The 26,526-nt window shown below is 27.7% G+C and carries 23 protein-coding genes; 4 read left to right on the forward strand and 19 right to left on the reverse strand.

Annotation, left to right across the window (positions count from 1 at the left end; all coding sequences use genetic code 11):
• Positions 1-99: 99 nt before the first annotated feature.
• The 7 genes from ACTG46_RS16435 to ACTG46_RS16465 all read right to left on the reverse strand — a co-directional run bounded on the left by ACTG46_RS16435 (position 100) and on the right by ACTG46_RS16465 (position 8,776).
• Positions 100-1,377 (reverse strand): cytochrome c biogenesis protein/redoxin, encoded by a 1,278-nt coding sequence (locus ACTG46_RS16435; RefSeq protein ID WP_479923221.1) that lies wholly within the window; start codon positions 1,375-1,377, stop codon positions 100-102.
• A 46-nt stretch (positions 1,378-1,423) separates the two neighbouring features.
• Entirely contained in the window at positions 1,424-1,756 is a 333-nt protein-coding gene (locus ACTG46_RS16440; protein ID WP_021385918.1) for a winged helix-turn-helix transcriptional regulator, read from the reverse strand.
• 472 nt (positions 1,757-2,228) lie between these two features.
• On the reverse strand, positions 2,229-4,829 hold the full coding sequence (locus ACTG46_RS16445; protein WP_479923222.1) for an alpha-mannosidase: 2,601 nt from the start codon (positions 4,827-4,829) through the stop codon (positions 2,229-2,231).
• 85 nt (positions 4,830-4,914) lie between these two features.
• Positions 4,915-6,015, reverse strand: a complete 1,101-nt coding sequence (locus ACTG46_RS16450) for a PTS fructose transporter subunit IIC (RefSeq protein ID WP_054271537.1) — start codon at positions 6,013-6,015, stop codon at positions 4,915-4,917.
• Between the two features lie 15 nt (positions 6,016-6,030).
• Entirely contained in the window at positions 6,031-6,351 is a 321-nt protein-coding gene (locus tag ACTG46_RS16455; protein WP_054271538.1) for a PTS fructose transporter subunit IIB, read from the reverse strand.
• A 2-nt stretch (positions 6,352-6,353) separates the two neighbouring features.
• On the reverse strand, positions 6,354-6,812 hold the full coding sequence (locus tag ACTG46_RS16460) for a PTS sugar transporter subunit IIA (RefSeq protein WP_054271539.1): 459 nt from the start codon (positions 6,810-6,812) through the stop codon (positions 6,354-6,356).
• Positions 6,812-8,776, reverse strand: a complete 1,965-nt coding sequence (locus tag ACTG46_RS16465; RefSeq protein ID WP_176702539.1) for a BglG family transcription antiterminator — start codon at positions 8,774-8,776, stop codon at positions 6,812-6,814. Before ACTG46_RS16465 ends, ACTG46_RS16460 begins: the two co-directional genes overlap by 1 nt.
• Before the next feature lie 165 nt (positions 8,777-8,941).
• On the opposite strand from ACTG46_RS16465, the gene ACTG46_RS16470 reads away from it, so the two are divergent.
• Positions 8,942-9,796, forward strand: coding sequence for a GRP family sugar transporter (locus tag ACTG46_RS16470; RefSeq protein WP_479923223.1), 855 nt, complete (start codon positions 8,942-8,944; stop codon positions 9,794-9,796).
• Positions 9,797-9,914: 118 nt separating this feature from the next.
• Here the strand turns inward: ACTG46_RS16470 and ACTG46_RS16475 are convergent, their stop codons facing one another.
• The 10 genes from ACTG46_RS16475 to ACTG46_RS16520 form a co-directional block, all read right to left on the reverse strand.
• A complete protein-coding gene (locus tag ACTG46_RS16475) occupies positions 9,915-10,382 on the reverse strand; it encodes a C-GCAxxG-C-C family protein (protein WP_479923224.1) in 468 nt (155 codons plus the stop codon).
• Between the two features lie 105 nt (positions 10,383-10,487).
• A complete protein-coding gene (locus ACTG46_RS16480; protein WP_479923225.1) occupies positions 10,488-11,420 on the reverse strand; it encodes a TDT family transporter in 933 nt (310 codons plus the stop codon).
• Positions 11,421-11,604: 184 nt separating this feature from the next.
• Positions 11,605-12,279 (reverse strand): 4Fe-4S binding protein, encoded by a 675-nt coding sequence (locus ACTG46_RS16485; protein WP_284182353.1) that lies wholly within the window; start codon positions 12,277-12,279, stop codon positions 11,605-11,607.
• Positions 12,280-12,346: 67 nt separating this feature from the next.
• Entirely contained in the window at positions 12,347-13,093 is a 747-nt protein-coding gene (locus ACTG46_RS16490; RefSeq protein ID WP_054271545.1) for a DUF2087 domain-containing protein, read from the reverse strand.
• Positions 13,094-13,332: 239 nt separating this feature from the next.
• On the reverse strand, positions 13,333-13,803 hold the full coding sequence (locus ACTG46_RS16495; protein WP_054277507.1) for a PTS sugar transporter subunit IIA: 471 nt from the start codon (positions 13,801-13,803) through the stop codon (positions 13,333-13,335).
• Positions 13,804-13,827: 24 nt separating this feature from the next.
• Complete coding sequence (locus ACTG46_RS16500) at positions 13,828-14,427, reverse strand: KpsF/GutQ family sugar-phosphate isomerase (protein WP_054271547.1); 600 nt, start codon at positions 14,425-14,427, stop codon at positions 13,828-13,830.
• A gap of 19 nt (positions 14,428-14,446) precedes the next feature.
• The gene (locus ACTG46_RS16505; RefSeq protein WP_079739797.1) at positions 14,447-15,628 is read right to left on the reverse strand and encodes a MalY/PatB family protein; all 1,182 of its coding nucleotides are present in this window, start codon (positions 15,626-15,628) and stop codon (positions 14,447-14,449) included.
• Positions 15,621-17,198, reverse strand: coding sequence for a PTS transporter subunit EIIC (locus ACTG46_RS16510; protein WP_054271548.1), 1,578 nt, complete (start codon positions 17,196-17,198; stop codon positions 15,621-15,623). Before ACTG46_RS16510 ends, ACTG46_RS16505 begins: the two co-directional genes overlap by 8 nt.
• 434 nt (positions 17,199-17,632) lie before the next feature.
• Entirely contained in the window at positions 17,633-18,469 is an 837-nt protein-coding gene (locus tag ACTG46_RS16515) for a PRD domain-containing protein (protein WP_054271549.1), read from the reverse strand.
• 763 nt (positions 18,470-19,232) lie between these two features.
• Positions 19,233-19,406 carry a hypothetical protein gene (locus ACTG46_RS16520; protein ID WP_479923226.1) on the reverse strand — a complete coding sequence of 58 codons (174 nt, stop codon included), beginning with the start codon at positions 19,404-19,406 and terminating at the stop codon, positions 19,233-19,235.
• A gap of 67 nt (positions 19,407-19,473) precedes the next feature.
• On the opposite strand from ACTG46_RS16520, the gene ACTG46_RS16525 reads away from it, so the two are divergent.
• Positions 19,474-20,748 (forward strand): aminotransferase class V-fold PLP-dependent enzyme, encoded by a 1,275-nt coding sequence (locus tag ACTG46_RS16525; protein WP_407815167.1) that lies wholly within the window; start codon positions 19,474-19,476, stop codon positions 20,746-20,748.
• 349 nt (positions 20,749-21,097) lie between these two features.
• Here the strand turns inward: ACTG46_RS16525 and trxA are convergent, their stop codons facing one another.
• A complete protein-coding gene (gene trxA, locus ACTG46_RS16530; protein ID WP_479923227.1) occupies positions 21,098-21,415 on the reverse strand; it encodes a thioredoxin in 318 nt (105 codons plus the stop codon).
• Between the two features lie 254 nt (positions 21,416-21,669).
• Here trxA and ACTG46_RS16535 point away from each other — a divergent pair, with 254 nt between their 5' ends.
• A complete protein-coding gene (locus ACTG46_RS16535; protein ID WP_479923228.1) occupies positions 21,670-22,422 on the forward strand; it encodes a TrmB family transcriptional regulator in 753 nt (250 codons plus the stop codon).
• Positions 22,409-23,290 carry a PhzF family phenazine biosynthesis protein gene (locus ACTG46_RS16540; RefSeq protein WP_479923229.1) on the forward strand — a complete coding sequence of 294 codons (882 nt, stop codon included), beginning with the start codon at positions 22,409-22,411 and terminating at the stop codon, positions 23,288-23,290. The genes ACTG46_RS16535 and ACTG46_RS16540 overlap by 14 nt, the downstream gene beginning before the upstream one ends.
• 200 nt (positions 23,291-23,490) lie before the next feature.
• On the opposite strand, the gene ACTG46_RS16545 is transcribed toward ACTG46_RS16540, so the two are convergent.
• Positions 23,491-24,846, reverse strand: a complete 1,356-nt coding sequence (locus ACTG46_RS16545; protein WP_054271554.1) for a peptide MFS transporter — start codon at positions 24,844-24,846, stop codon at positions 23,491-23,493.
• Positions 24,847-26,526 lie beyond the last annotated feature (1,680 nt).

Genomic DNA, 26,526 nt, shown 5'->3' on the forward strand with positions numbered 1-26,526 from the left:
ATTTATACTTTTACTATAACAAGATTATCTAGGTAGTACAATTAGGCACTTTTTTGTAACCTTAAATTGATTTGAATCCTTATATTTAAACATTTTAATCTATTTATTTCTTTGATTCTCAATAAAAGATGCCATAGTCTCTTTATCCATAGCTCCTGGAATATACTGAGTTACATATCCTTCTTTATCAATTATAAACGTAGTTGGAAAAGCATTAATTCCATATTGATACGCTAATGCTCCATCTTCATCAAGTGCAACAGGAAAAGTATACCCTTCTTCTTTTAAGAAGTTAATCACATGTTCTCTTGAACCTTCTCTACCCAAATTAGGTGAAGCTACACCTAAAATTACTACATCTTCATTATTTTTCTTATAGTCTTTGTATAGTTGTTCTATGTGAGGCATTTCTTCTTTACATGGAGGACACCATGTAGCCCAGAAATTCAAAAATACAACTTTACCTTCATAATCACTTAATTTATGTGTCTTACCATATTGGTCTGTTAGAGTAAAATCAATAGACTTTATTCTCTCTTCATCTTTAGCTCCTGATTCATTATTTCCATCATTAGAGTCTTTTTGACCACCAGTATCACTAGAGCTATCTTCTTTATTATTAGAATTTGCTTGTTTATTATCTTCCTGATTACTTTCAATTTTACTATTTTGTGGGATATTAAAATGTTTGCTTATACTCCCAAATCCATTTACCATCATTAATATTCCTGATACTATAAGTATAAGCCCACCTATTTTTTTAATAATTTCCATGTTGGATTTTATCTTGTCTATAGTTTTAAAAAGTTTACTATAAAACATAGATGTAATTATGAATGGCAAAATAAATCCAATAGTATATACTGCTATTAAAAGATTTGCACTAAGGTGATTGGTTGAACTTGAAACCATTACTAATACAGATGCTAGTATCGGTCCAATACAAGGTGTCCACCCAAAACTAAACGCAAAACCTAATATAAAAGCTGTTATTGCTTTCATTTCTTTAAACTTTACATTAAATCTTTTTTCTCTATTCAATATTGAAGATTTAATTATTCCCATGTAAAATAAGCCCATGATAATAATTATAATCCCACCAATGAACATTATTAAATCTTTATTCTCACTAAAGAACATACTCAAAACTCTTACTGATGAACCTAATATAAAAAATGTTGTCGAGATTCCAAGAGCAAAGAATATAGTATTTTTAAATAGAGAACTTCTTATAAAATTTGTCTTTCCTTCTTTTAAACTCTCTACACTACTATTTGATAATATACTCAAATAAATAGGCAAAATTGGCAATATACATGGTGAAAAGAACGACACTATACCTTCTATAAATACTAAAAATAAATTTACATTTTGCAAGCTAAAATTCCTCCTTATTTTATTTCCAATATTAAAATTTTAAGATTTATTTATCACAGTTTAAGTTTTTATTACTCCACATTATCATTTTTTCCATAACAGGAAGTAATAGTAATCCTGACTCACTTAAAAAATAGGTTGACTCTACAATATTATTAACCAACCTTTTTTTCTTAACTATAATCTCTTGTTCAATTAAAAAATCTAATTGTTGAGTTAGCATTTTCTTACTACACTCTGGTATAGCTCTTTGTAACTCTCCAAATCTTTTTTTATCTTTTTGTATTTCCCATATTATTATAGCTACCCATTTTTTACCTAATATACTAGATAAAGCCTCTACTGGACAATCATATATCATGTCATCTATATTGTACATTTTACTCTCCTCTTTTCTTTAATATTAAATAAATTGTTATAACAGTATGTGTTTATAGGTATTATGTATACTTCTAACCTTATTTAATTAAAATTTTTATTGTATATCTCCCTAAAACAAATTATTTTAAGTTTCATGTAATTAATATATCAGTTTTATATACATATCACAATTGGTCACTTTTTTGTAACTACATAGAACTTAGCATAAAATCAAATTGAATAATTGTTATTGAAGTATATACCCTAATTCATTTCATTAAAATTTTGTCGATTCTAAACTGCATATAAAATTACTCTAATATAATAGTTCTTTGTATAAACAACTTATCCTGTTAAACTATTTTTCTACTTTAACAAACTTTATACAAAATACTAGACTTATATATTAATATTTACCCAAATTTATGCAAATTAAAAAGTCTGACCGATTGCTGTCAGTCAGACTTTAAAATAATAAACTTATTTTTCACTTATAAATCTAATAATATTGAAATAACATCAAAAGGTGCTATTTCATACACTTGTTGTTCTTGTAATTCTTCTATTGCATTTACTATTTTCCCGTTTCTACTTTTAAATATTTGTTCATCTAATATCATTTTCTTACTAGTTGGATTTTCCAATCTTATTACAAATTTTTCTTTACTATAGTAAGAAAGGTAACATGCTGACACAAGATAGTTCTCTGGTAAAGATATTATTTCCAATTCTCTACTTACAGATTTTTCAATGATAGATTTTTGAATCTTATTATCTATACGATACAAAAAGAAATTGTAGTCCTGTAATTGATAATTTACACATTCCTGTAGATATTTGTGAGTTAAACTTGCAACTTCTAACTCATCAAATGGTTTAGAATTCATGTATACTGCAAATGAAAACTCTACCTCTTTAAGAATTTGGGCTTTATCAGTTTTAATTCTTATATGACCTTTTTTAGTCGTATCACCAGAAGCACGTCCTGGTCTATATAATAAGTCAGGCTTCCCTAATTCATCTGTAGTAGCAAGTAAAGTCAGTGCAATTTCATCTTCAATATGTTGATATTCTTTTATTCCTCTAGTAAATACAGTACAACTTCTATTTTGATTTGTCAGTGTAATATTACTTTCTAAAGGCTCTAAATCTATAGGCATCTCATTATAGATTTTTTCCCAGTTGTCAACAACTCCATTTTCTCTTGTTATATATCCAAATGGTAATGATGCTATATTTCTGTTATCTTTTATATCAGTTTTTAGATGAACACGTAATCTATGATTGTGTATTGTATTATCAACATAAAGTTTTACTTCTATTAATGGACTTTCCTTTACTAAAGTAATACTAGCTTTTACACTTAATTTTCCATTAAGGTTTTTATTTTTCCTATCTTCTAATGTAAGTGGTAGTAAAGTGATACCTTCAACCATTATTTTTTCATATCCTAGAACTTTTTCTGTAGATACTTTATTAAATGAAAGTTTGATATCTTCATCGTCTTTTAATGGAGAAAAATCATAAGTATCTCCTGCATTTCCACTGTCTCTTAATGTTAAAAAATTTGATATATAAGTGCCATCTTTAAGTTGTAAATTTAAGCTTCCATCTTCATACATTATCTTATAATTATCATTAGATATAAAGGTATCATTAGATTCATTAAGTACCAACATTTCCTTATCACTTGATTCAAAACTAACAACCTTATATCCAAGTGCAGGAAGCTGTATATTTATTCTTATTTTTAATATATAATAACCTGGCTCTTCAATAAATATATTACCAGCAGGTGTCTCTTCTAATATATTTTCTCTCGATTTAACATAAGTTTCTTCAATTATAGTGGCATCTAAATTATCTTTAAAACAAATATTTTTACTATCACTTACAACCTGTATCTCTTTATATCCACTAAAACTTTTAGCTTCTGTATTAAATATTAAAATATCATTTTTAGATAATTTAAGCGCTTCCGAAATTTTTTTAACAATAGTATTTTCAATACTATCACATATTTCGTTTGCTTCTCTTATACGATGAAGAATATCCTCTGTCACAGTATCAGTTACACATCCAGCCAAACTATCATGTGCTTGTCCTTCTAAAAGTTTTTTCCATGTATTTATCAATAACTGATTGCTTATTTCAATCTTACTCTTTTTGGCAATTACTAATAATGGTTCTATCCTTTTAATCAACTTATTTTCTAGTTTATCACAGGCTAATTTTATATCCATTCTACTAGAACCAATTGATTTATGTATTCTCGCAAGTACTGGCTCTCTAAATTCACCCCTATAACTTTCTAGTGACTCTATAGATTTTACATACTTCAAAAACGCTTGATATGAGCTTGTTATATATGAATATTTTCCTATATCATTAATCTCTTTAACTTTGTTTTTAAAATCACCAATTATATTCAATTGGTCATTTCCTGAAGGTATTAGTACTTCATCTACATCACTATAAGATTTGATAAAATCAATTGCAGGGTCTAAACGTCCATTTACATACTTTGATGAAGGTTCTAAAAGCATACCTGTTCCATATCCATGTGGCATATTTACAGCATATATATAACTTTCACCATTTAGACTTTTCCACTTAAAGTATGGTGATTGAACCTGTTTACCAAGATGTATCCCTCTCCAAAAGAATATATTGTCAAGACCTACATGTTTTAATAAGACAGGCATTTGTGCATTAAATCCAAATGTATCTGGCAAATATCCAATTCTCATATACTTACCATATTTTTTACTTTCAAAAATACCAATCATTAAATTTCTTAAAATAGACTCTCCTCTAGCAAAGAATGCATCTGTTTGAGTAAACCATGGTCCAATATGCAGTCTATCTTCCTTTATTAGTTTTTTGATGATTTCTATTTTTTCTCTATGTAGTTGTACATAGTCATCCAAAATAGAAAGTTGGCCATCAAGTACAAAACTTACATCTGTATTACGTTCTAGTTCATCAATTATATCTGTAAATAGTTGTTCACTAAGTACTAATGCATCCCCAGAAGTAAAATACCATTCTCTATCCCAGTGTGTATGATTAACAATATGTGCTTTTATCATTTAATCTCCTCTGTTCCTTGTCTTTTATATTTAAGTCCAAAACTAATATTTAATACCTTATCTATCATAAGATTTATATTGAATTTTAAGATTCCCACTCTGCTTCATCAAAATCATCTTCTTCAAATTCATCATCTTCAATTACTGGATTTCCACGTAATACTATAACTAGACCAGCCACAATTGCCGTTCCAACTGCTATTGATAATATATACATTGGCCAGTTCTCTACTGTAAACCACCCGTAAAATCCACTAATTGGAGTTGCATTTACTGAACCTAAACCAACTGCCATAGCTGAAGCAATTGCTGTTCCAATTACACATGAAGGTATTACTTTTAATGGAGATTCTACTGCAAAAGGAATAGCCCCTTCACTTACTCCAATTAGCCCCATTATAAGAGATGATTTACCTGCTTCACGTAACTGCTTATTATACTTCTGTTTTGCTAATATAGTAGCAAGGCCCAATCCTAACGGTGGTATAACAATTCCCACCATTGCAGCAGTATTAGGTGCATAAATTCCACTTGTTAATAATGCAAGTGATGTTGTTAAAGCTGCTTTATTAACTGGTCCACCTAAGTCAACTGCCATCATAGCTCCAATAATAGCTGCCATTAATATCTGATTTGTACCTGATAATCCATTTAACCAATTTTCTAATCCAGTATTTAATGTAGCAAAAGGAATACCTATCACATAATTGATTAATACAACAGTGATTAACGTACCAAATACTGGTACTATGAATATTGGTACTATTGAAGCTGCTGATTTTGGTAGTTTAACATGATTTTTAATAAATAAACATGTATATCCTGCTATTAAACCAACTGCTAAAGCTCCTAAAAATCCTGCTCCTATATCCTTAGCAATCATACCTCCAACAAGACCTGGTACAATGGCTAATTTGTCAGCTATAGAAAATCCTATAAATGCAGCAATTACAGGAAACATTAATCCTAAGGCAGTGCCTCCAAAACCATCTAAATCATGCAATAGTCTAACAATACTACTAGCACTTTCTGCATATTTAGCATCCCATATATCTGGTATGTTATAGAAAGAACCTCCCACACGAGATATTGCCATTATCATAGCACCTGCAATTACCAATGGAATCATATATGAAATTCCTGTTAAGACATGCTTTTTTAACTCAGAGACTATCTTTTTTAACATTATATTTCCCTCCACTTATTTATTGTCAATTAACTTTAGTGCATCATTTATTACTTTTTCTGCATCCTTTATAGGTGCATTAACTGGTACTTCTAATATTTCTTTCCCTTCAAAACGTTCAGCATTTCTAACTTTAGTGTCTACTGCAAATATTACTACTTCTGCAATTTGTGCATCCTTTTCAGTTAATTCATTATCTATCCCTGTAGCTCCTTGTGTTTCAACTTTTATAAGGTGTCCCATTTTTTTTGAAGCTTTCTTTAATGCTTGTGCTGCCATATATGTATGTGCAACTCCTGTCGCACATGCTGTTACTGCTATGATTTTTCTTTTCATCTCTACATATCTCCTTCATTAAATATATTAATTATTTCTTGCTCTGAATTAGCTAATTTTAGTGCATCCACATTGTCATCATCCATAAGCTTAGTGGCCAATTTAGATAATAATACAAGATGATTACTATCCTTATCAATATCACTTATAGCCAGTAAGAAAATACTATCTACTGGTTTTTCATCTAAAGCGTCCCACTCAATCTTATTTTTAGTTCTTGCAAATACTATAGAAGATTGCTTGACAGCATTGCTTTTCCCATGAGGAATAGCAATCCCATTACCAATACCTGTAGTTGCATGTTCTTCTCTTTCTAAAACAGACTTAACATATTCTTCTTTGTTATCTACAATTCCATTTTTAACAAATATGCTACTCAATTCTTTTATTGTTTCCTCTTTTGTAGTTGTAGCAAGATTAAAAACAATTTGCTCTTTTTTTAATACATCTGATATTTTCACTATATATTCTCCTCCATTAGCAAATCGTACACTTCTTTTGGTGAAGTTGCACTTAATATGTCATCTATATTTTTTTTATTGTCAATGAAGTCATAAAAAACTTCATATATTTCATCAAGCTCTAAGTTTTTGTCATTTTCTAATGAAATAAAGAAAATAACTTCTACCTTTTCATTTCCCCATGTAATAGGATTTTTTAAAGTTGCAATAGATATATTAGATTTTTTAATATAACTAGGATTAGCATGAGGTGTAGCTATAGATTGAAAAGAGGTGTAAGATAAACTTTCTCTCTCAATTGCACTCTCAGCGATTCCATCTCTTGCAAAACCTTTTTTTATCAAATTATCTGTTATACATTTAATTACATCTTCATAATTTAAAGCTTCAATATTTAATAGAATATTTTCTTTAAAGATTAGGTTTTTAAAAGATTTATATTTTTTAGAAGTATTCCCTGAAACATTTTGTATATTTTTTTCCAATGTTCTTATATCACTTTCATTTAAAATAGGGCTAACTATTATTGTAGGAATCGTCTCTAACTCTAAATAAATAGTACTTATCACCAAATCTGCATCAATTTTACTAGATACTAATTCTTGTACAGAAAGTATCTTTTCAATTTTTATCATAGGAAAGTATTTTTTTATCCTTGCAGATAATAATCTGGATGAACCTAGACCTGTACTACATACTAGAACAACTCTAACATTTTGTGGAAGTTCTTTCATTCTTTCCCTAAAAGCTTCAAAATGTAGCGCTATATAAGCACATTCATCATCATTTATCCTAATATCATATATAAATTCAATTACCTTCTTTAAATCCAAAGCCTGTTCAAATGATAAAGAAAAGTTTTGCTTTATTGTATTTACATATGGATTTTTAATACTAAGACCGTATTTCAATCTATTTATTGATGAATGTACATGTGAAGTTAGTCCATCAATCAAATCTTTGTCGTAAGCTGTCTCATACAATGTATTTTTAATAATTTCTCGAAGATTTGAGATATTATTTGTATTTGTCTCATAGTGATTATCTGACGTATCTTTTAGTTCAGTAGTATCTCTATGTTGGTCAGATGCTACTAGATGTAAATTTATATATCCAATTTCAGATTTTGGCAATAGTATAGAAAACTTTTGCTCTAATTGTTTTGCTAAATAAGTTGTATTTGACATTTGATTATTTTCAATATTACCAACATACAAGCTTTCTTCTATATACTCACCTTTTCTAATCCTCTCTACAGCTATGGCTAAATGGATAACTAATGACTGAAATTCATAATCAGAAAACTCAAAATTTCTTTCTCTGCTGAAATTCCTAAGAATGTCAATGATTATAGATAAATCATCTTCAGAAAAAATACCATTTACATCTGCTTGTATTTTTTCAAAGGCCTGATAAAAGCTTTCCTGTTCTTGCTTAATATACCAGTTTCTGCTCCAAAATTTATGTATAAACTTAGCAGTAAGTTGCCTTTTATCTCTTTCACTTATATCCAATTTTATTCCTTTACTAGGTTTTTTATATATAGATACTCCTTCATTTTTTAGCAATTTTTCAACCTCAGCTAAATCTCTTTCAATAGTTCCACGACTTATATATAATTCGTCAGAGATTTGTTGTATAGTGATATAATCATTACTTTTCAACAATATTGAATATATATATATTACTCTCTCCTCTCTAGTTGTAGGAATTTGACTTCCTTTATTATCTAGGTAAGGAAGTATTTTTTTCAAATCTCCATCAATATAAACACCTATTTTAGGTTTTCTCACTAAAGAAAGACCTATCTTTTTGAGCACTGCTTCTACTTCTTTAAGAGATTTTGAAACTGTTTTTTCTGAGACATCTAAATCATCTGCTATTTCTTTGACAGTTGTATGACCTTCTTTTAATAAAAACTTTATTATTCTAATTTCACGATTTTGAATCATATCAGTTAACATTTTCAAATTTACTCCTTCCCTTTGTTTTTATTTTAATGGAAAATGTTTTTCTAAAAAACTACTAATATTTCCTTATTAAATACGGTAATTTTGATGTATTGAATACTTTAATTTTAGATGATAAATTAAAAACTGTCTAAATTTAATATGAAAGGAAATAACCTAATGCTGACAATAATTATTGCTTTGCTTCCTGTAATGGGATGGGGATTGATGCCTATAGTTGCGAATCTTAAAAAAAGTTCTCCTTATGAACAACTTTTAGGTACATCTATAAGTGCGTTTATATTTTCCACTATAATAACTTTGGTTATGCATCCTGAGATTACATTTTTTTCATTCTTTGTAAGTATGATTTCTGGGATATTCTGGAGTTTAGGACAACTAATGCAGTTTAAAGCAATTCAAATTACTAGTGTATCTAAAGTAATGCCAATTTCAAATGGTTCACAATTGACTTTTACAACACTATTAGCTGTACTCTTATTTAATGAGTGGACTAGTTCTAAAATGTTCTTGATTGGTTCTTCATCGATATTATGTATAGTACTTGGCATACTTCTTACAAACTATCAAACAAAAAAATCTACTGACAACAATATGTTAAAATGTGTAGGAGTTGTATTATTATCTTCTTTATTTTTAGCATTATATGTTGTAACTAATCAAATATTTTCAATCGAAGGATATAGAATTATATTACCTCAATCTGTGGGTATGTTGATAACTTCATTTATTATTGTGAAGTACTTTTCTAAAGAAATTGTATATAAGGAAAATGTTTTATTTAATTTAATTACTGGAGTACTATGGTCAATAGCAAATTTAGGTATGTTTATAACAACTAATACATTTGGGGTTACAATAAGTTTTTCTATTTCCCAAAGTTGTGTGATAATAGCCACTTTAGGAGGTATTATATTCTTTAAAGAGAAGAAAAATAAAAAAGAATGGTTTTCTATTTTTCTTGGCATAATATTAATCATGTCTGGTGTCCTTATGCTGAGTATTATAAAATAACTATTTATTTGTTTGAACAATTTTATTTATATATTTAGAGTTAATTGTATTATTAAAAATTAATTATACAATTAAAGCCTGTAAATTTAGTTTTTAAAATTTACAGGCTACTATAATTCTATTTAATCTTAAGTTTTTCATCTTCAACAAGTTTATTTGCAACCCACTCTGTGACTTGACCTGTTATTTTAATACAGTGTTCTTTTCTTTCAGGAGACATAAAGTTATCACCATCCCACCTCTTTGTAATAACTCTACAACATGTTGCACCATACTCTTTCTTAATATAATCATGTAAATCCTTAGCATATTCAAACATCTTTGGATTCATAGTTTCACCATGAACTCTTCCATATACAATACCTAAAGCCATTTCACCTCCAGATATTGCTCCACAAAGACATTGTGCTTTTCCAAGTCCTATTGGAAATCCTGATGCTAACTTAGTTATCTCGGGGCTCAAAGGTTGTCCTAAAGCATCATTTATTGTTTGAAGAACTGCTTCAGAACAAAAAAACTCTCCTTTTCTAAAGTATTCTTCTGCTATTGCTCTAACCTCTTTTACATATTCCTCTTTTATTTTCATTTGTTTATCCTCCAATAAAATTAAGCTAAATTAAATCTCTAAAATTAATATCACTTTCATCCATTGATATTAATATCTTTACTAAATACGTATATTTAATAATTTTTATTTAGCTTTAGATGTAGTTTCTGATTTACTAAGATATATAATAAATAAAACTAAAACATACAAAATAATCACTGTAGCTATTATCTCTTCTAGTTTAGAAACATATAAAATCCAACTTACAGGATGGCCTGATTTAGTTAGATAACCATTCATTAGTTTCATACCCATTGCACTTATTGCCATAGGGAATGTAAATGCAGCAAAACTTGGATAAAAAGGCAATCTTAATAACTTTGGTAAATACCCCAAAACTATAATATAAAATACAATCGAAAGTATAAATAACAAGTATAATATTGCACTATTCTTATCTGAAAAAGAATTAATATATCCAGACAATAGTAATGACCCTGGTGCAGCTAATATAGCTATACTTGGTAAAGATGGTTCAGGCATTTCCTTGATTATCCACACTCTTTTTAAAACTACTGGTATAAGAACTATATAAGATATAAATCCTATCCAAAAAGCAACTTTACCTATTAAAAACTGATTAAATGCTGGTGCTGTAACACTTGCTGCAACTATCCCAACATAGACTATATACCAAGATGGAAATACTGCTTTTATTGAGAATTTAACTAAGAATTTCTTACTAAATAAGATTATCAACACAATATGACCTACAACTCCGATGCTCCAGATTACAATACCTAATTCTAAAGATAATGGTTTTACATATGTAGCAAATATCATCGTTGCCATTGTTATAGTTGGAAATGTACTTGATATTAAGGGGTTTTCTAATTGCTCTTTAACACCCTTTTTTAGTAATACTATTTTTACTATGTAAATTGCATATAAAACAAATCCTATAAATCCAATTACATTACGTAATGATTCACTATAAGATTGTAATAAGTTACCTAAAGTAAATATTGATAAAATCAGACTTGCAATAGGTATAGGATATTTTTTTAAAAAATTCAAATTCTACCTCCTTTGTTACTAAGTTATTTGTATTTTTAATTATATCAAAAAAATGGTCAAGTTGACATATTATGACCATTTTTCTTATATAGAAAATATCTATTAAGTTTAATTTCATTATTATAAGTATCTATATACTTAATATATTAAGGCGATTGGTTTATTTATTTAATATCTAGTAGACTTATTTCTGGTTTGCATATTTTAATGACCATGGACAACTCATCATACATTTCAATACACAAAAACACTTTGAAATATCAATAAGAGACTCTCTTTTACCTGGCAAAGCCCACTCATTTCCATGTATAGCTTTTGCAGGACAGTTTTCTACACAAATATTACAATCTGAACACTTCGAATCCATTAAAGGATATCTTTCAACAGAAATTGGAGCATCTGTAAGCACAGTACACATGCTAAAAGCACAACCATATTCCTCAGTTACAAACAAATTATTTTTTCCCATAAATCCAAGACCACTAATATTTGCTATTGTCTTATGTGGTAAAGTACTAATACCTGATTGCATTGTTGGATTAATATAACCCTTTTCAGAATATCCATGTTCTAGATTATTTTTTTCTGATTGAGAATAAGCTTTATAACCTTTATCTTGAATATATTTTGAAATCCAATCAGCTAACTCTTCTACTTTCTCCTCTTTTTCTAAGAAATCATCACTATCTGTAGGTAAGTTATTATATATATCTGTAACGAATTTTTTTGATAATCCTATACAAAATAAAATTGCTTTAGAAAAACCATGTGTTTGACTTGCTGGAAATTCAGATATATCAATAAAACGAACAATATCTACACCTTTACTGTGTAAAATACATTTCAATTCATCATTCATATTTAACTCCTTCCAGAATTAACAAAGTAAAAATAACATTATATAATGGTATACTTTTCCATTAGCATTATGTTAACCAGTACTTTGTACATTCTTTATTTCTACTCATAAAACCATATTCAATTAAATATCTTCTAATTGTTGCAAAATCATTATATATAGATTTTAAAATCTGATTGACTTCCTTTTCTGAATACTGCTTACCATACTCAAATTTTTCCAAAATCTTAGATAAAATTACAACTTTTTTCTTTTCCTTTGAGGAAAATACTTTTAATTTTAGAGGATTCATACTTTCAAAGGAAGTCTCTAAAATGTGTTTTCTCTCCTCTTCAGTTACTACATATCTTTCGTCAACCATTTTAGCATGTTCATGGATTGGTATTATAGTACTACCTCTATTAGATTTTTCTTCAAATACAGACTCATATAATGCTAAATACAGTTTAGCCTGTTTTGCTTTTTCTCTAAACATAAATTTTTGATGACGAATAGTAGATGTAGATACTTCAACCTTTTTTGCAATTTCCTTATCCGGTAAATCACTAATAAATAATTGAAATAATTGTTTTTGATTTTCAGTCAGTGTGTTATATTTTGAATCACCATTAATCATTTTTTCTAAATAATCACTGTGCTCTAATTCCATATGCAATTCAATAGCCTTTGAAGCTTCAAAGAATCTATCACCTATTCTGTATATTTCCCCCATTTCATATGTTTTTGCACATGTAATGCAAATATAACAATTTAACTCATCATTAAATACATAACCTTGTTTAATATCATTGATAGAAAGATTTTCAATTTTCATATGTATATCTCCATTCTATAGTTTATGTTTTACATAGATATATTATATTAAAGTTTATTTATATAGTCAACATTTCCATTTTTTGTTTATGAAATTCGTTTATTTATTAATTTGAAATTAGAATATAAAAAAAGAAATTCCTCAATTAATAATTAAAGAATTTCTTTTTATCCAACAAACCTATGTGATTAATCTTATAAAATATAAATTTATAGATACTAATCCTATATTTTAGTTTTTTATTTAAACTCAATTATAGTGTCTTTTCCACCTTCAACACTATTACCTACATTATATGTATTCATATTGTACTCTGAATAATTAGTTATTGTAACTGGAGTAATAAGTGATATACCCTTTGATTCAATCAAAGAACGGTTAATCTTCAACATTGGTGTTCCTTCTTTGACCTGTTCACCCACACTTACTAACGCTTCAAACCCTTCGCCTTTTAGATTTACCGTATCTAGACCAACATGAATAAGAAGCTCCATTCCATTTTCTAATTCTATTACAAATGCATGTTTAGTTTCTGCTATTACTGCTATCTTTCCATTAAGTGGCGCATAAACAATGTCTCCTGTAGAATCTATAGCTACACCTTCTCCCATAAGTTTTTGAGAAAATACAGCGTCTGGAATTTTAGATAATTCTATTACTTTCCCTGAGATGGGCGACTTTATTGATTTCTTTTTAAACATTTTGAACATAAAACATACTCTCCTTCTTTACTTTTAACCATTATTAGCTGCTTTTAGTTTCTCACCTAGACTTCCTCCTGGATGGTATTTATAAAAATCAGCTGAATCAAAATTACTATTTTTAGATAATGCACATGCAATAGAATCTCCTAAAACTAAAGTAATCGTAGATGATGTTGTTGGTGCTAAATTTAAGTGGTCTGCTTCATCCTTTGCTGGATATATTAAAGCATAATCACACTCTGTTGCCAATACTGAATTTCTATTTGAAGTAAATGCAATTGTTTTAGAACCAATTGCTTTAACATACTTTATACAATTCACTACTTCCATAGAATTTCCACTATTTGAGATTAGAATTGTAATATCTTTGCTTTCAATCATTCCCAAATCTCCATGTACTGCCTCTGTTGCATGTACAAAAAAGCTTGGTGTCCCAGTACTGGCAAATGTAGCTGCCAATTTCTTACCTATATGTGCGGATTTACCTACACCCATAAAAATCACTTTACCTTCACAGTTGGCAATTTCATTAACTATACTTTCATATTCAATACCTGCTTCATCTATTAAACATTTTATGGCATTCATTTCAGTAGTCATAACATCAACCATTGTTTTTAAATAGCTCATAACTATCTCCCTTTCTATATTAAATATTTTTTGCAATATAATCTATAGTTTTTTTAATTCTATTTAAACCATCTTCAAGTTTCTCCCTTGAACAGGCTACGTTTAATCGTAAATAAAACTCACTTTCTTCACCATATACATTTCCTGACATAATAGCTACTTCTCCAATATCCATCAATAACTTTTGAAATATCTCACTACTTACCTTAAGGTCAGAAAAATCTATCCAAGCAAAATAACAACCTTCTGGCATAACCAACTTTAATGGCTCTAAATTATCCTTTATATACTTAATTGTATATTCAAGATTATCTTTAAGATATTTTAATAACTCATCCAACCAATATTCACAATCATTATAACAAACCATTGTTGCTAGTATTGCCAGTATTGCAGGTGAGTTTACAAAATCACGATATCTAGTGATATTTTCAAATTTATTTCTCGTACTCTCATTTGGTATAATCACATATGACCCAGTCAATGCTGGTATATTAAAAGACTTCGATGCTGATGTACAAATAAATATAGAATCTAAATAGCTTTCTGCAACCTTTAAAATAGGAGTCATTCTATTATCATACACAATATCCATATGTATATCATCTGATATTATCTTTACATTATTGTCTTTACAAATACCTATCATCTTAGCAAGTTCTAACTCACTCCACACTCTTCCAGTTGGATTATGGGGATTACATAAAATAAATATCTTAGATTCTTTGCACTTTTTCTCGAAATCATCAAAATCAATCAAATAGAATCCATCTTCATTTACAAGAGGTGATTTTATAATATTACGATTATTATTTGCTATAACATCATAAAAAGCATTATATGCAGGAGTATTTATCAAAATTCCATCTCCCTCATCACTGAATAGCTCAATAAGTTTACTAATTGAGTACATTACACTAGGACTATAATATATCCAATTACCATCAATATTACAATTAAACCTTTTAGTATACCAGTTTGTAACTGAATCTCTAAAATCCTCATGTTTCCATCTACTGTATCCCAAAACTCTATGATTCAATCTTTCCTGCAAAACTTCTGTTATTTCATATGGAAACTCTAAATCCATATCTGATATTGTAAAAGGAAGTAATCCCTTTTTTCCAAATCTATCTTCTACATAGTCCCATTGGGTACAATATGTACCCAATCGGTCTATTTTTTTATCAAAGTTAATCATTACATGCCTCCAAATGACCTTCCATAGCCTTATCCATTTGCTTTCTTAAAGAGTACACTTGAGTTCCTATAATTACTTGTATTGTGTGCTCGTCCAATTTAACAACTGCTATACCACCAGCTTCTTTAATTGCATCCTCATTTATCAATGATACATCTTCTAATTTTAAACGCAATCTAGTTACACAATTGTCTAATGATAATATATTAGATTGTCCACCTAACGCAGCTATCATCTGTTGTCCTTTATATGTAGATAAATTTTTAAAATCTGAACCATTTCCTTCAGATACTTTTAACTCTTTATCCTCACGTCCTGGAGTCTTTATATTAAACTTAATAATTGCCCACTTAAATACAAAATAGTATATTGCAAAGTATAAAGCTGCTACTAATACTGCTATTGGCCATCCTGTAGCTGTTCCTCTTAACACACCAAAACTTATGAATGCAATTAAATCTCCTGTGAATCCCATTAATACACCTAAGTATGGAAGTACCATGTTTGCTAAACCATTCATAAATGTATGGAAAGCAAATAATGCTGGTGAGATAAATAAGAATAAGAATTCTATTGGCTCACTTATACCACCTATAATAACTGTCAACACTCCTGATATTAAAAGCCCCTTAAGTGCTTTTCTATTTTCTGGTTTTGCTGTACGATATATAGCTAATGCAGCACCAGCTAATCCATATTGAATCATTAATTTACCTTGTTCCATTTTACCAGCTAAATCAAGAGGTATAATCTGATTATTCTCTACATATGCCATAAACATATTCAATGTACCAAAGTATGTTTCTCCATCAATAACAGCAGTTCCACCTATTGGTGTAAAACGGAATACAGATGTTACAAGATGATTTAATCCAAATGGAATTGTAACTCTTTCTGCCACTGCGTATGAGAAATATCCCAATGGCCCAGCTGAAGAAATCCATTTTCCTAAATTTTGGAATGCATTGAAAAATGGTGGCCAAACAATAGGTATTAATAATCCGACAATACTCATAACTATTAAACTCACAATTGGAACTAGTCTTGGCCCACTGTAGAATCCTAATGATTCTGGCATTTTTAAATTACTAACTTTATCATATATTGCATAAACAATTAAACCTGCTACAATACCACCTAAAACACTTGTATTATATGTTTGTATTCCCATAATCATAGCTTGACCATTAGTTGACATTTGGTCTACTGGTACTAATAAATCAGCTCTTGTTAAATAAAAATTCGTACCTATATGCATTGCTATAAATCCTACTAGACCTGAAAAGGCTCCAAACTCTTTTTCTTTTTTTAATAATCCCAATGGAATTGCCATTGCAAATAATGCTCCCAAATTATTAAATGCAAATAATCCTATTGTCAGCATGAAATTTAAAATCATGTTGACATATTCATTTCCTAAAAACGGAACCATGGCAATCATCTTAGGGTCTGTAAAACCTGCACCAAGTCCTAACATCATTCCTGAAACACTAAGTAGTGCTATTGGGAACATAAACGTTTTTCCTAACATTTGGAAGAAGTTCCATAAACCTAACTTATTTTTTTTCATAATTTTACCCTCCTATTTTTATCTAAAAACATAATCAAATTTATAGAAAAACCTAAATCAAAAAACTCAATCCAACAATTAAGTTCAATGATTTAGGTTTTGCCTGCTCAACCAGTTACAATCCTAAAACTCACTGTCTATATTTAATAAAAAAACCTAAATCAAAAAACTTAACCTAATAGTTAAATTCAATGATTTAGGTTTTGCCTGCTTAACCAGTTACAATCCTAAAACTCACTGCTTGTATTTAATAAAAAAACCTAAATCAAAAAACTTAATCTAATAGTTAAGTTCAATGATTTAGGTTTTGCCTGCTTAACCAGTTACAATCCTAAAACTCACTGTCTGTATTTAATAAAAAAGCCTAAATCAAAAAACTTAATCTAATAGTTAAGTTCAATGACTTAGGTTTTGCCTGCTTATCAGTTACAATCCTAACAACCACTGTTTGTTATTTTATTTATGTGAATCATTAGATATAATTCTTCTTCTTTACTAATTTTATATTCAAATCTGTCTAATACCAATGCTGCAATTTCCTCAGTACATATTTTAGGTTTATTATAATTTTTATTCACCAACTTATACATATCTTCAATGTCACTATCTTTATAAGTTTCTTTTCTTAGAATCCTTTGAACAAAAAACTTTAAGTGAGTTATAAGTCTAGTGTAATTTAGTGAATTTACATCTAATTTAAACCCATGTACTTCTTCAATTATCTGAATAACTTGTTTTGAAAACTCTAGTATATTAATACCTTCATCCTTCTGAGAATTCTCCAACCCATTGATTATATGAATAGCTATGTATCCAGCTTCATCTTCAGGCAATTTTATTCCTATCTTTTTTTCAATTTCATCAATTGCCCATAATCCAAATTCAAATTCTTCTCTATAAAGTTGTTTTGTCTCATTCAATATTAAGTTTGGTAATTTTATACCTTGTTTTTCTCTTTGGACAGCGAATTCTATGTGACTAGTTAAGGCTAATATTATTGAATCATTCACTTGAGTATTTAAAACTTCATTAGCCTTTTCTATAATTTCTTCTGAAATTTTAAAGTATTCAATAGAGGTCTTGTTAAGTATTTGATTGTATTTGTCTTTTTGATTATCTTGAACAAAATATTTCTTAGAAATCAAATTTTCATCTATCAAATCTCCTACTTTTTTCTTGAATCCAACTCCAGCACCAGTAATAATTATTTCTGTGCCATCTTCTAGGGAGCTTACTACTACATTGTTATTAAATATTTTTTTTATATTCACTATAAATCCCCTCTAAAAAAAATCTCTCATCACAATTACATAGTATATTATATTTAATTTAATGTCAATATTTAAAATTTCATTTTCGAATATATTTTGCATTTTCCCCTATAATACTACAATAACAAAATATTTTAAATTCCCTTAATTAAATTGTCATATTTTATCGTTTTTTTATTTAAATATATTCAAGTATTTCTTTTGTGTATTCAATTAATTAAAATTACTCTATATTTTATCTTCTAAAACTAATTTTTAATTATTTTCCAGTATTTTCAAGTATTTTAATTTAAAAAATATATGCTTTTATTGAAATTCAGATTATAGTGTATTGCTAATCTTTTCTCAAATATATATGTATTAAATAATATAATTTTTAATTTTCATAAATTAGACTATATTTTTTATAATATTTTTTATAACTTTATTTGTATTATATTTTTTGTTTTTCTGTTGAATTATAGTACTTGTTTATCTCCTATAACTTTAAAAATACTTTTTTTAATTATTTACAATTCATTTTCATTTCTTTTATTTAGCTACATCTTTACTATTTTTATAAGCGTACTATTCATGTCTATTACTATCTTCAATGAATATTTAACATTTTATGTAAAATTTATAAAAAAATGTATATAAATTTAAATAAGTGACTATACTAAAAACATGATACGGATAACCAATAAGTTCAACCTATCTCCCCCAAAATAGAATGAGTTACAGTTTCCCCCAACTGTAGCTCATTTTCGTGTAATTTAATAGTTTAAGTTATTACATTATCTCTACTTTTTATAAACATTAATTTTCCATTATTTATTCCCCATAACTCATCAGCATATAAATCAATTCTATCCAAAGTTATATCTATTATCAAACATTTACTTAATAAAGAATAATTAACAAAACCTCTTCTAAAAACATAACATATATTAAACAAGCTCTTGATTAAAACTTAAGCTTGTTTAATAAAAAATAAAATAGTTTATTAGATAAGGAGTTTTTTTATGCCATTCATGGATTTATCAGAATACATTGAAGGTGCAAATCTTAAAGTTAAAACTAAAAATGGTGAAACTGTTAAAAGAATATATTTTAACAACTCTGCTACTCCATTAGTTTTAAAAAACGTGGTAGATAATTTAAATTGTGAGATTCCTTGGCTTACTTATATCAATGCTCCAGGAATAATCTCAGAAAAAAACACTTTAGAATATGAGAATGTACGACATACTATTCTCAAGCTTATTGATGGAGATAAAGAAAAAGACTCTGTTATTTATGTGAAAAGTGCTACAGAAGGAATCAACTTATTAGCAGAATTTTTTAAGAAAGAAAATTCAAATAAACTTGTTATTACTACAGCAATGGAGCATATGGCTAATTATCTGCCTTTTAAAGTTAATTTTCCTACAAAGGTTGTTGGAATTACAGAAAAAGGAGAACTTGATTTGTGTCAATTAGAAAATGTGCTTAAAAATAATGCTGGTAATGTATCTCTTGTTACAGTCACAGGTGCTAGTAATGTTACAGGTATAACCACTCCTATATATGAAATAGCAAGAATGGCTCATAAGTATGGTGCCAAGATATTAGTAGATATTGTTCAAGTAATTCAGCACAAACCTTTTTCAATGATGCCATATGAATGTGATGAGCATATAGATTTTATTGTTTTTAGTGGGCATAAATGTTATTCCCCACTAAATGGAGGTGCTCTAGTAGGCCCTAAATCATTCTTTGAAAAATTTACTCCTGCACTATATGGCTCAGGTTCTACCAAGTTTGTATCCGACGACAAAATAATATATGCAAATATCCCACAGCGTTTTGAAGCAGGATATCCAGAATATTTTGGAACTCTTGCAATGGGAAAAGCACTAAATACTTTAAATAAAATTGGTCTAAGCAGAATTTCAAGATATGAAAGAGAATTATTTTTATATACTAAAGAAGAATTGAAGAAAATACCCAACGTGATAATATATGGAGATAAATCAAACAATGTAATTATCCCAAATATATCTTTCAATATAAGTAATATGTATTATAAAGATGTCGCAAAATATCTAGTTAATAACTTTGGAATAGAAACTGGAGCTGGATTAGTAGGAGCAGATATTTATGTACAAAGACTATTAGGTATAAGCCCAAAAGAAGCATACATCAGATTTATGAGGGAAAATCCTGTAGGTCTTGTTAGGATAAGTTTAGGAATGTACAATACTTTTGATGAGATAGATAGATTTATATATGCTATTAAAACTTTGGCTTTTAAATAAGATTTTTCTATTCTTTTTCAGCAATAGATAAATATTAATCTTATTGCCACATAAAAAATGAACTATATCAAAATACTTTTAATCATCAAAAGAGATACATTTTTTATACAAAACCTATATAATATTCAATGTAAAAAGGTGAATTCATCTAATAGAATTCACCTTTTTACATTGAATTTTTATTTTTAATAACCTTTCCTTTTTCTTTTATATAAATAATATATCATTAGATAATATCATTAACAATTAGGCACTTATTTGTAACCACTTCAACGATTTACATTATATAAATATAAACAAAAAAACTCACTGTGATGAGTTTTTTGTTTGCATATGAGATTTATTTTAATTACATATATGATTCAACTTTCTTTTTCAAATTATCTTTAGGTGTGAATCCTATTAATCTATCTACAGGTTTTCCATCTTTAAATATTATTACAGTTGGTACTGTAGATACTTCAAATTCTTGAGCTAATTCTATACTTTGGTCTATATCCACTTTTAAAAAATTTGCTTTTTCAGCCATCTCATTTCCTAATGCTTCATATACTGGTGATAACATCTTACAAGGTCCACACCAAGTTGCGAAGAAATCTACAACCACTAATCCATCTTTATTTTCTACTTCGTTTATAAATTCATTATTATTTATTATTTTTGACATAACATATATCTCCTTTATTATTTTCTTGATATTAATATACTACGACCCATGTAACAGTTCAATTAGTCACTTTTTTGTAACCACTCATTTTTAATAGCCTTAATCTTATGTTAGGTATAATTGTAATATTAAATATTTATACTATAAACTTTTATTTTTCACTTAATTATAGTTGACATTTCACTATTTAAGTTATAAAATCTAATTAATAACTACCTATGTAGTTACTAATATTTTATAAAAGGAGTTTACCTATGGATGATATAGTTAATGAGTTACAAAATATAGGATTTACAAAATATGAATCTCAAATATACATAGCATTATTAAAAGAAAATCCTTTAACAGGATACGAGATAAGCAAATTATCAGGCGTCCCACAATCAAAAGTCTATGAAAATATAACAAGACTAATAAACAATAATATAATTATCAATATTGGAGCTGACCCCATTAAATATGTACCTATAAATCCTAGTGAATTATTAAAAAATAAAAAAGAAGAATTTAATAATTCTATAGACAAACTAAATGATAACTTACAGGTATTAAATAAAGGTAAGAATATAGAATATGTTTTAAATATAAAAGGTGATAAAAATATCTTAAAAAAAGCAACAGAAATGATAAATAATGCAAGTCAAGAGATTATAATTTCTTGCCCTTATGAAGAAATTCTTGAACTAAAAAATGACCTTCTAGTTGCTTGTAAAAAAAATATTAATGTTGAAATACTACTTTTAGAAAATAAAATGCTTGAAGGTCTAAGTAATGTTCATATTCATGGAGGAAATGATACTACACTTGAAAATAAAAAACTTTACAAAGGAATGATTTTAATTGTAGATAACAATGAAATATTGACAGGAAACTTATCTGAAGGAAGTGAAGCTATTTCAATTTGGACAAAAAACTCTAATATTTTATATATTGGAACTCAATACATAAAACATGAAATTTATATTTCAGAAAAAACAAAGGGAGGTTTCAAAAATGAACAAAATTAAGATTAAACAAGTTGATGCTTTTACAACTGTACCTTTTGGTGGAAATCCTGCTGGTGTAGTTACTGATGCATCCAATATTTCTGATGAAATCAAGCAAAATGTGGCTAAAGAAATGAACTTATCAGAAACTGCATTCGTTTCAAAATCAAATGTAGCAGATTTCAAAGTGAAATTCTTTACACCTGGCTTAGAAGTTGATTTATGTGGTCATGCAACAGTAGGAGCTTTTCATGCACTTTTAGAAGAGGGAAAACTTGATACTAATAAAAATATATTTTATCAAGAGACAAAAGCTGGTGTGCTATCCGTAGAACTTAAAGAAATAGATAATGAAAATATATTTATGATGGAGCAAAATCCTCCTGAATTTGGAAATTTAGATAACTACAGAAAAGAGCTTGCGAAAATGATAGGTGTAAATGAAGATAGACTTCTTGAATATCCAATTATGAAGGTAAATACTGGACTTTGGTGGCTTGTATTTGGATTAAAATCTTTAGATGATTTAAAAAATATTTCTCCAGACTTAAATGAAATCAAAAAATTTAGTGGTGAAAATAACATAATTGGTATAACTCCATTTTGCATAGAGACTATAGATAAAAAATGTGACTATCATTTAAGATCTATTGCACCATATGTTGGAGTTACAGAAGACCCTGTATGTGGAACTGGAAATGCTTGTGTATCATCTTATATAGTACAACATAATATTTTAGAAAAAACTAGTTTTATTGGTGAGGAAGGTAATTTTATAAACAGACCTGGAAAAGTATATGTAAATATAGAAAAGGAAAATAATAATATATCTTCTGTAAAAATTGGAGGAAGTGCTTATACTGTTTTAAGTGGAGAAATTATGTATTAATCCTTTATCTGATTTAATAAAAAAAATACTAGTCAATTAAGACTAGTATTTTTTTATCTATTTTCTAATAAATTTACTCTAATATATATAATAATATCATACTTAAGAGCAAATCTTTTTATTATTAATTAGTTACAAATCAACCTAATACAATATGATTACTGTAGATTAATCTATATAAAATAATAATTATTTATTGATTATTTATCATCCTCAACAAGTTTACTTAATGTCTTATCAGATAAGAATAATAGTATAGCTGCAACAAATAGTATTACTGGAATTACAGTGTATACCTTAATCATATCAAATTTAAGAGTGAATGCATATATATATCCATATCCTTGACCAGCTAAGAAAGTTGCAAATGTCCATACTCCCATAAGAACACCTAGAAGTTTCTTAGGTGCATACTTACTTACGAAAGAGTTTCCAAGTGGTGAGAATAACATTTCTCCAAAACTTAGAAGTATACCAAACATGATTATCCATATTATACTAGCTTTAGCAGTTTCAGGAGCTCCAACACCTCTTGAAAGTTCTGCTCCAACAAGCATTAAGAATGCAAGACCTAAGAATGTTAATCCAAGACCTGTCTTTTTAAATAAACTTATATCTCCTTGTGGTCTACTAGCAAGTTTGAACCATAATGCTCCAAGAACTGGCCCTAATACTATACATACAAGTGCATTTAATGAGTCAAACCAAGCAAGAGGAATCTCAAACCCTCCTATAGTCATGTCTACAAATGCTGCACCATAATCATAAACTGCAAGATAAGTTAAGTACCAGAATAACCAGAAAACTACAGAGAAGAATGAAATAAGTATAATAGCCCAAATTCTCTTCTTATCCATACCTGTAAGAGGCGAATTATCTTTTGCTTCAACTTTTTCAGCAACTACACCTTCTTTAAATGGTCTCTTTCCTGCATTTCCAAGGAATCTCCATCCATATGTGAACCATATAGCACCTATTACACAAAGTACAGCTGCTATGAAGAAACATTGAGAGAATCCAAGCACACCATTTTTTGCAAATGTCTTAGCATAAAGTATCCCAACTGCTGTAGTTCCAATAAAAGAACCTATGTTAACAAAAGAATACTGTACTGAGAATGCTGTATCAAGCTCTTCTTGATTATCAAAAAGCTGTCCATTTACTGCTGATACGTTTCCTTTAAAGAACGCAGTACCAATTGAAACTAATATTATCATTGCATTTACCATAGAAACTGTAGTTGCAATAGAACCAAGATAATATCCTATTCCCATGATAAGCATACCTATAGGTATAGTATACCTAGCTCCTATCCATCTATCTGATATATATCCCCCAATGATTGGTGCAAGATATGTGAATGCAACAAGGTTAGCTTGCATTATAGCAGCTTGCCCCTTATCTATTCCAAGACCACCATGAATTACAGCTGTTGTAAGGAATATATAAATTAAAAATTTCGCAGAATAATATGCTGCTCTTTCAAATGAGAAAGTTGTAGAACAGATATAAAATCCTATAGGGAATTTACCCTTCTTATTTACTGTTGTGCTCATAAGTTTAAATCCTTTCTTAATTGTATTTTTATATTTTTACGTTTTATCCAGATTCTTTCTTTTTAATGAAAGATATGGTGACATTGTTTTGTAAAACAATTTGTAATAATTATTAAGATAATTGCGTTTTTATTTGTAGAGTTTATCTTTTCATGGAACAAATTTAATATGATTTTTAATTATAAAGTTAAATTATATAAATTCATTATTTTCAGATATATTTATAAATCATTAGATTCTTACTTAAAACCATGAAAAAATCTTCACCATAGCAATTCTTATTTTTTTACGTGATAGTATTTTACAAACTAAATTCCTCCTTTTGTGGCGACTTATATAATTACATTTAAGTGCTTTTTTAAAGGAGTCTCAAATAAAGCAACATATATTTATTAAAATAATGTTTTTATTTACTTTTTAAATCTATATATTACTTCATCTAACCAATTCTCAACTTAAACAAATAAACTACTATCTATTCACAGATTAGATTTATTTCTTATAATTAAGCTTATACTAAACACTGTGAATCTAAACATAAAAACTGTTACTTTAAAGTGATTATCAACATATTCGTTTTAATAATATTAACCGAAGCTATGTTATGTATTTATAATGTATTTCACACAAAAATGCCTCAATTTGAAAACTTTTTCACGAATATTTATTTTTCACCTCCCCCTATTTATTTCACCATGTAAATCGTACCATAAATATATACTTATATGCAAGGAAAAAATCGATTAATCGACAGTAAATAATTAGAAAAATTTAAATTATATTTGTCAAGTATATTATATAAAATATTTTGTATGGAAATATAAGTTAAATCAACACCTAGAATGTTTTTTAGAAATGAAATTTTGACCTTTTTATTAGTTTATTTATTTCTTAAAATAAGCTTTTTGTATTCAATATATAATAAGCAAATCATACATTTCAAAATAGATATATTTTCTAAAAATAATATCAGTAAATAAGATATAAAAAAATTCAAATTGAATTTAAGAAATTTATTACGTTAATTAAATAACTGTTATATATTTAATTAACTTAATAGATTTCTTAAATTTTCAAACTTATATATACTTTATCTTCTAAAAATGATTTCTTATCTTAAATTTATAAATGTAGATAAATACAATTATTTCAGGTATGTTATAAGTAATCTAACTAAACACGCCTAATAAATATTCTTTTAACAATATTGAAGCATTTATAAATAATTATATTTATTTATTATCTTAATTACACTTTAACTAAAAAAGAAAAAGTTTATTTAAAAACAAACTATTTAATCATTTCATATTACTCTAATAAAATTATTAACAAATTTTGTACAACTATAATTTTTCAAGTTATACTGTAAATATACAGTAATTTTCTTAATTATAAGTTTCATCATATATTTAGTCTTATTTTGTCGATTATATTTTTTTGAAAATATCCTAATCCAAAAACACTCTATTACAATAGATTTTCATATATAAAAAATAGTTCCTAAATAAATAACTATAAGTGAAATTTAAATAAGATGGATTCTATTCAATATAGTATCCATCTTATTTGTTTAAAATAAAAAAATATTTGATAATATTATACAGTTTTTAACCTAGATAAACCATCATATTATAAACCCAAATAGCCAATTTTATAAATTGATTAAAAACAACAAAAAAA

The organism is Clostridioides sp. LIBA-7678, assembly GCF_056716065.1.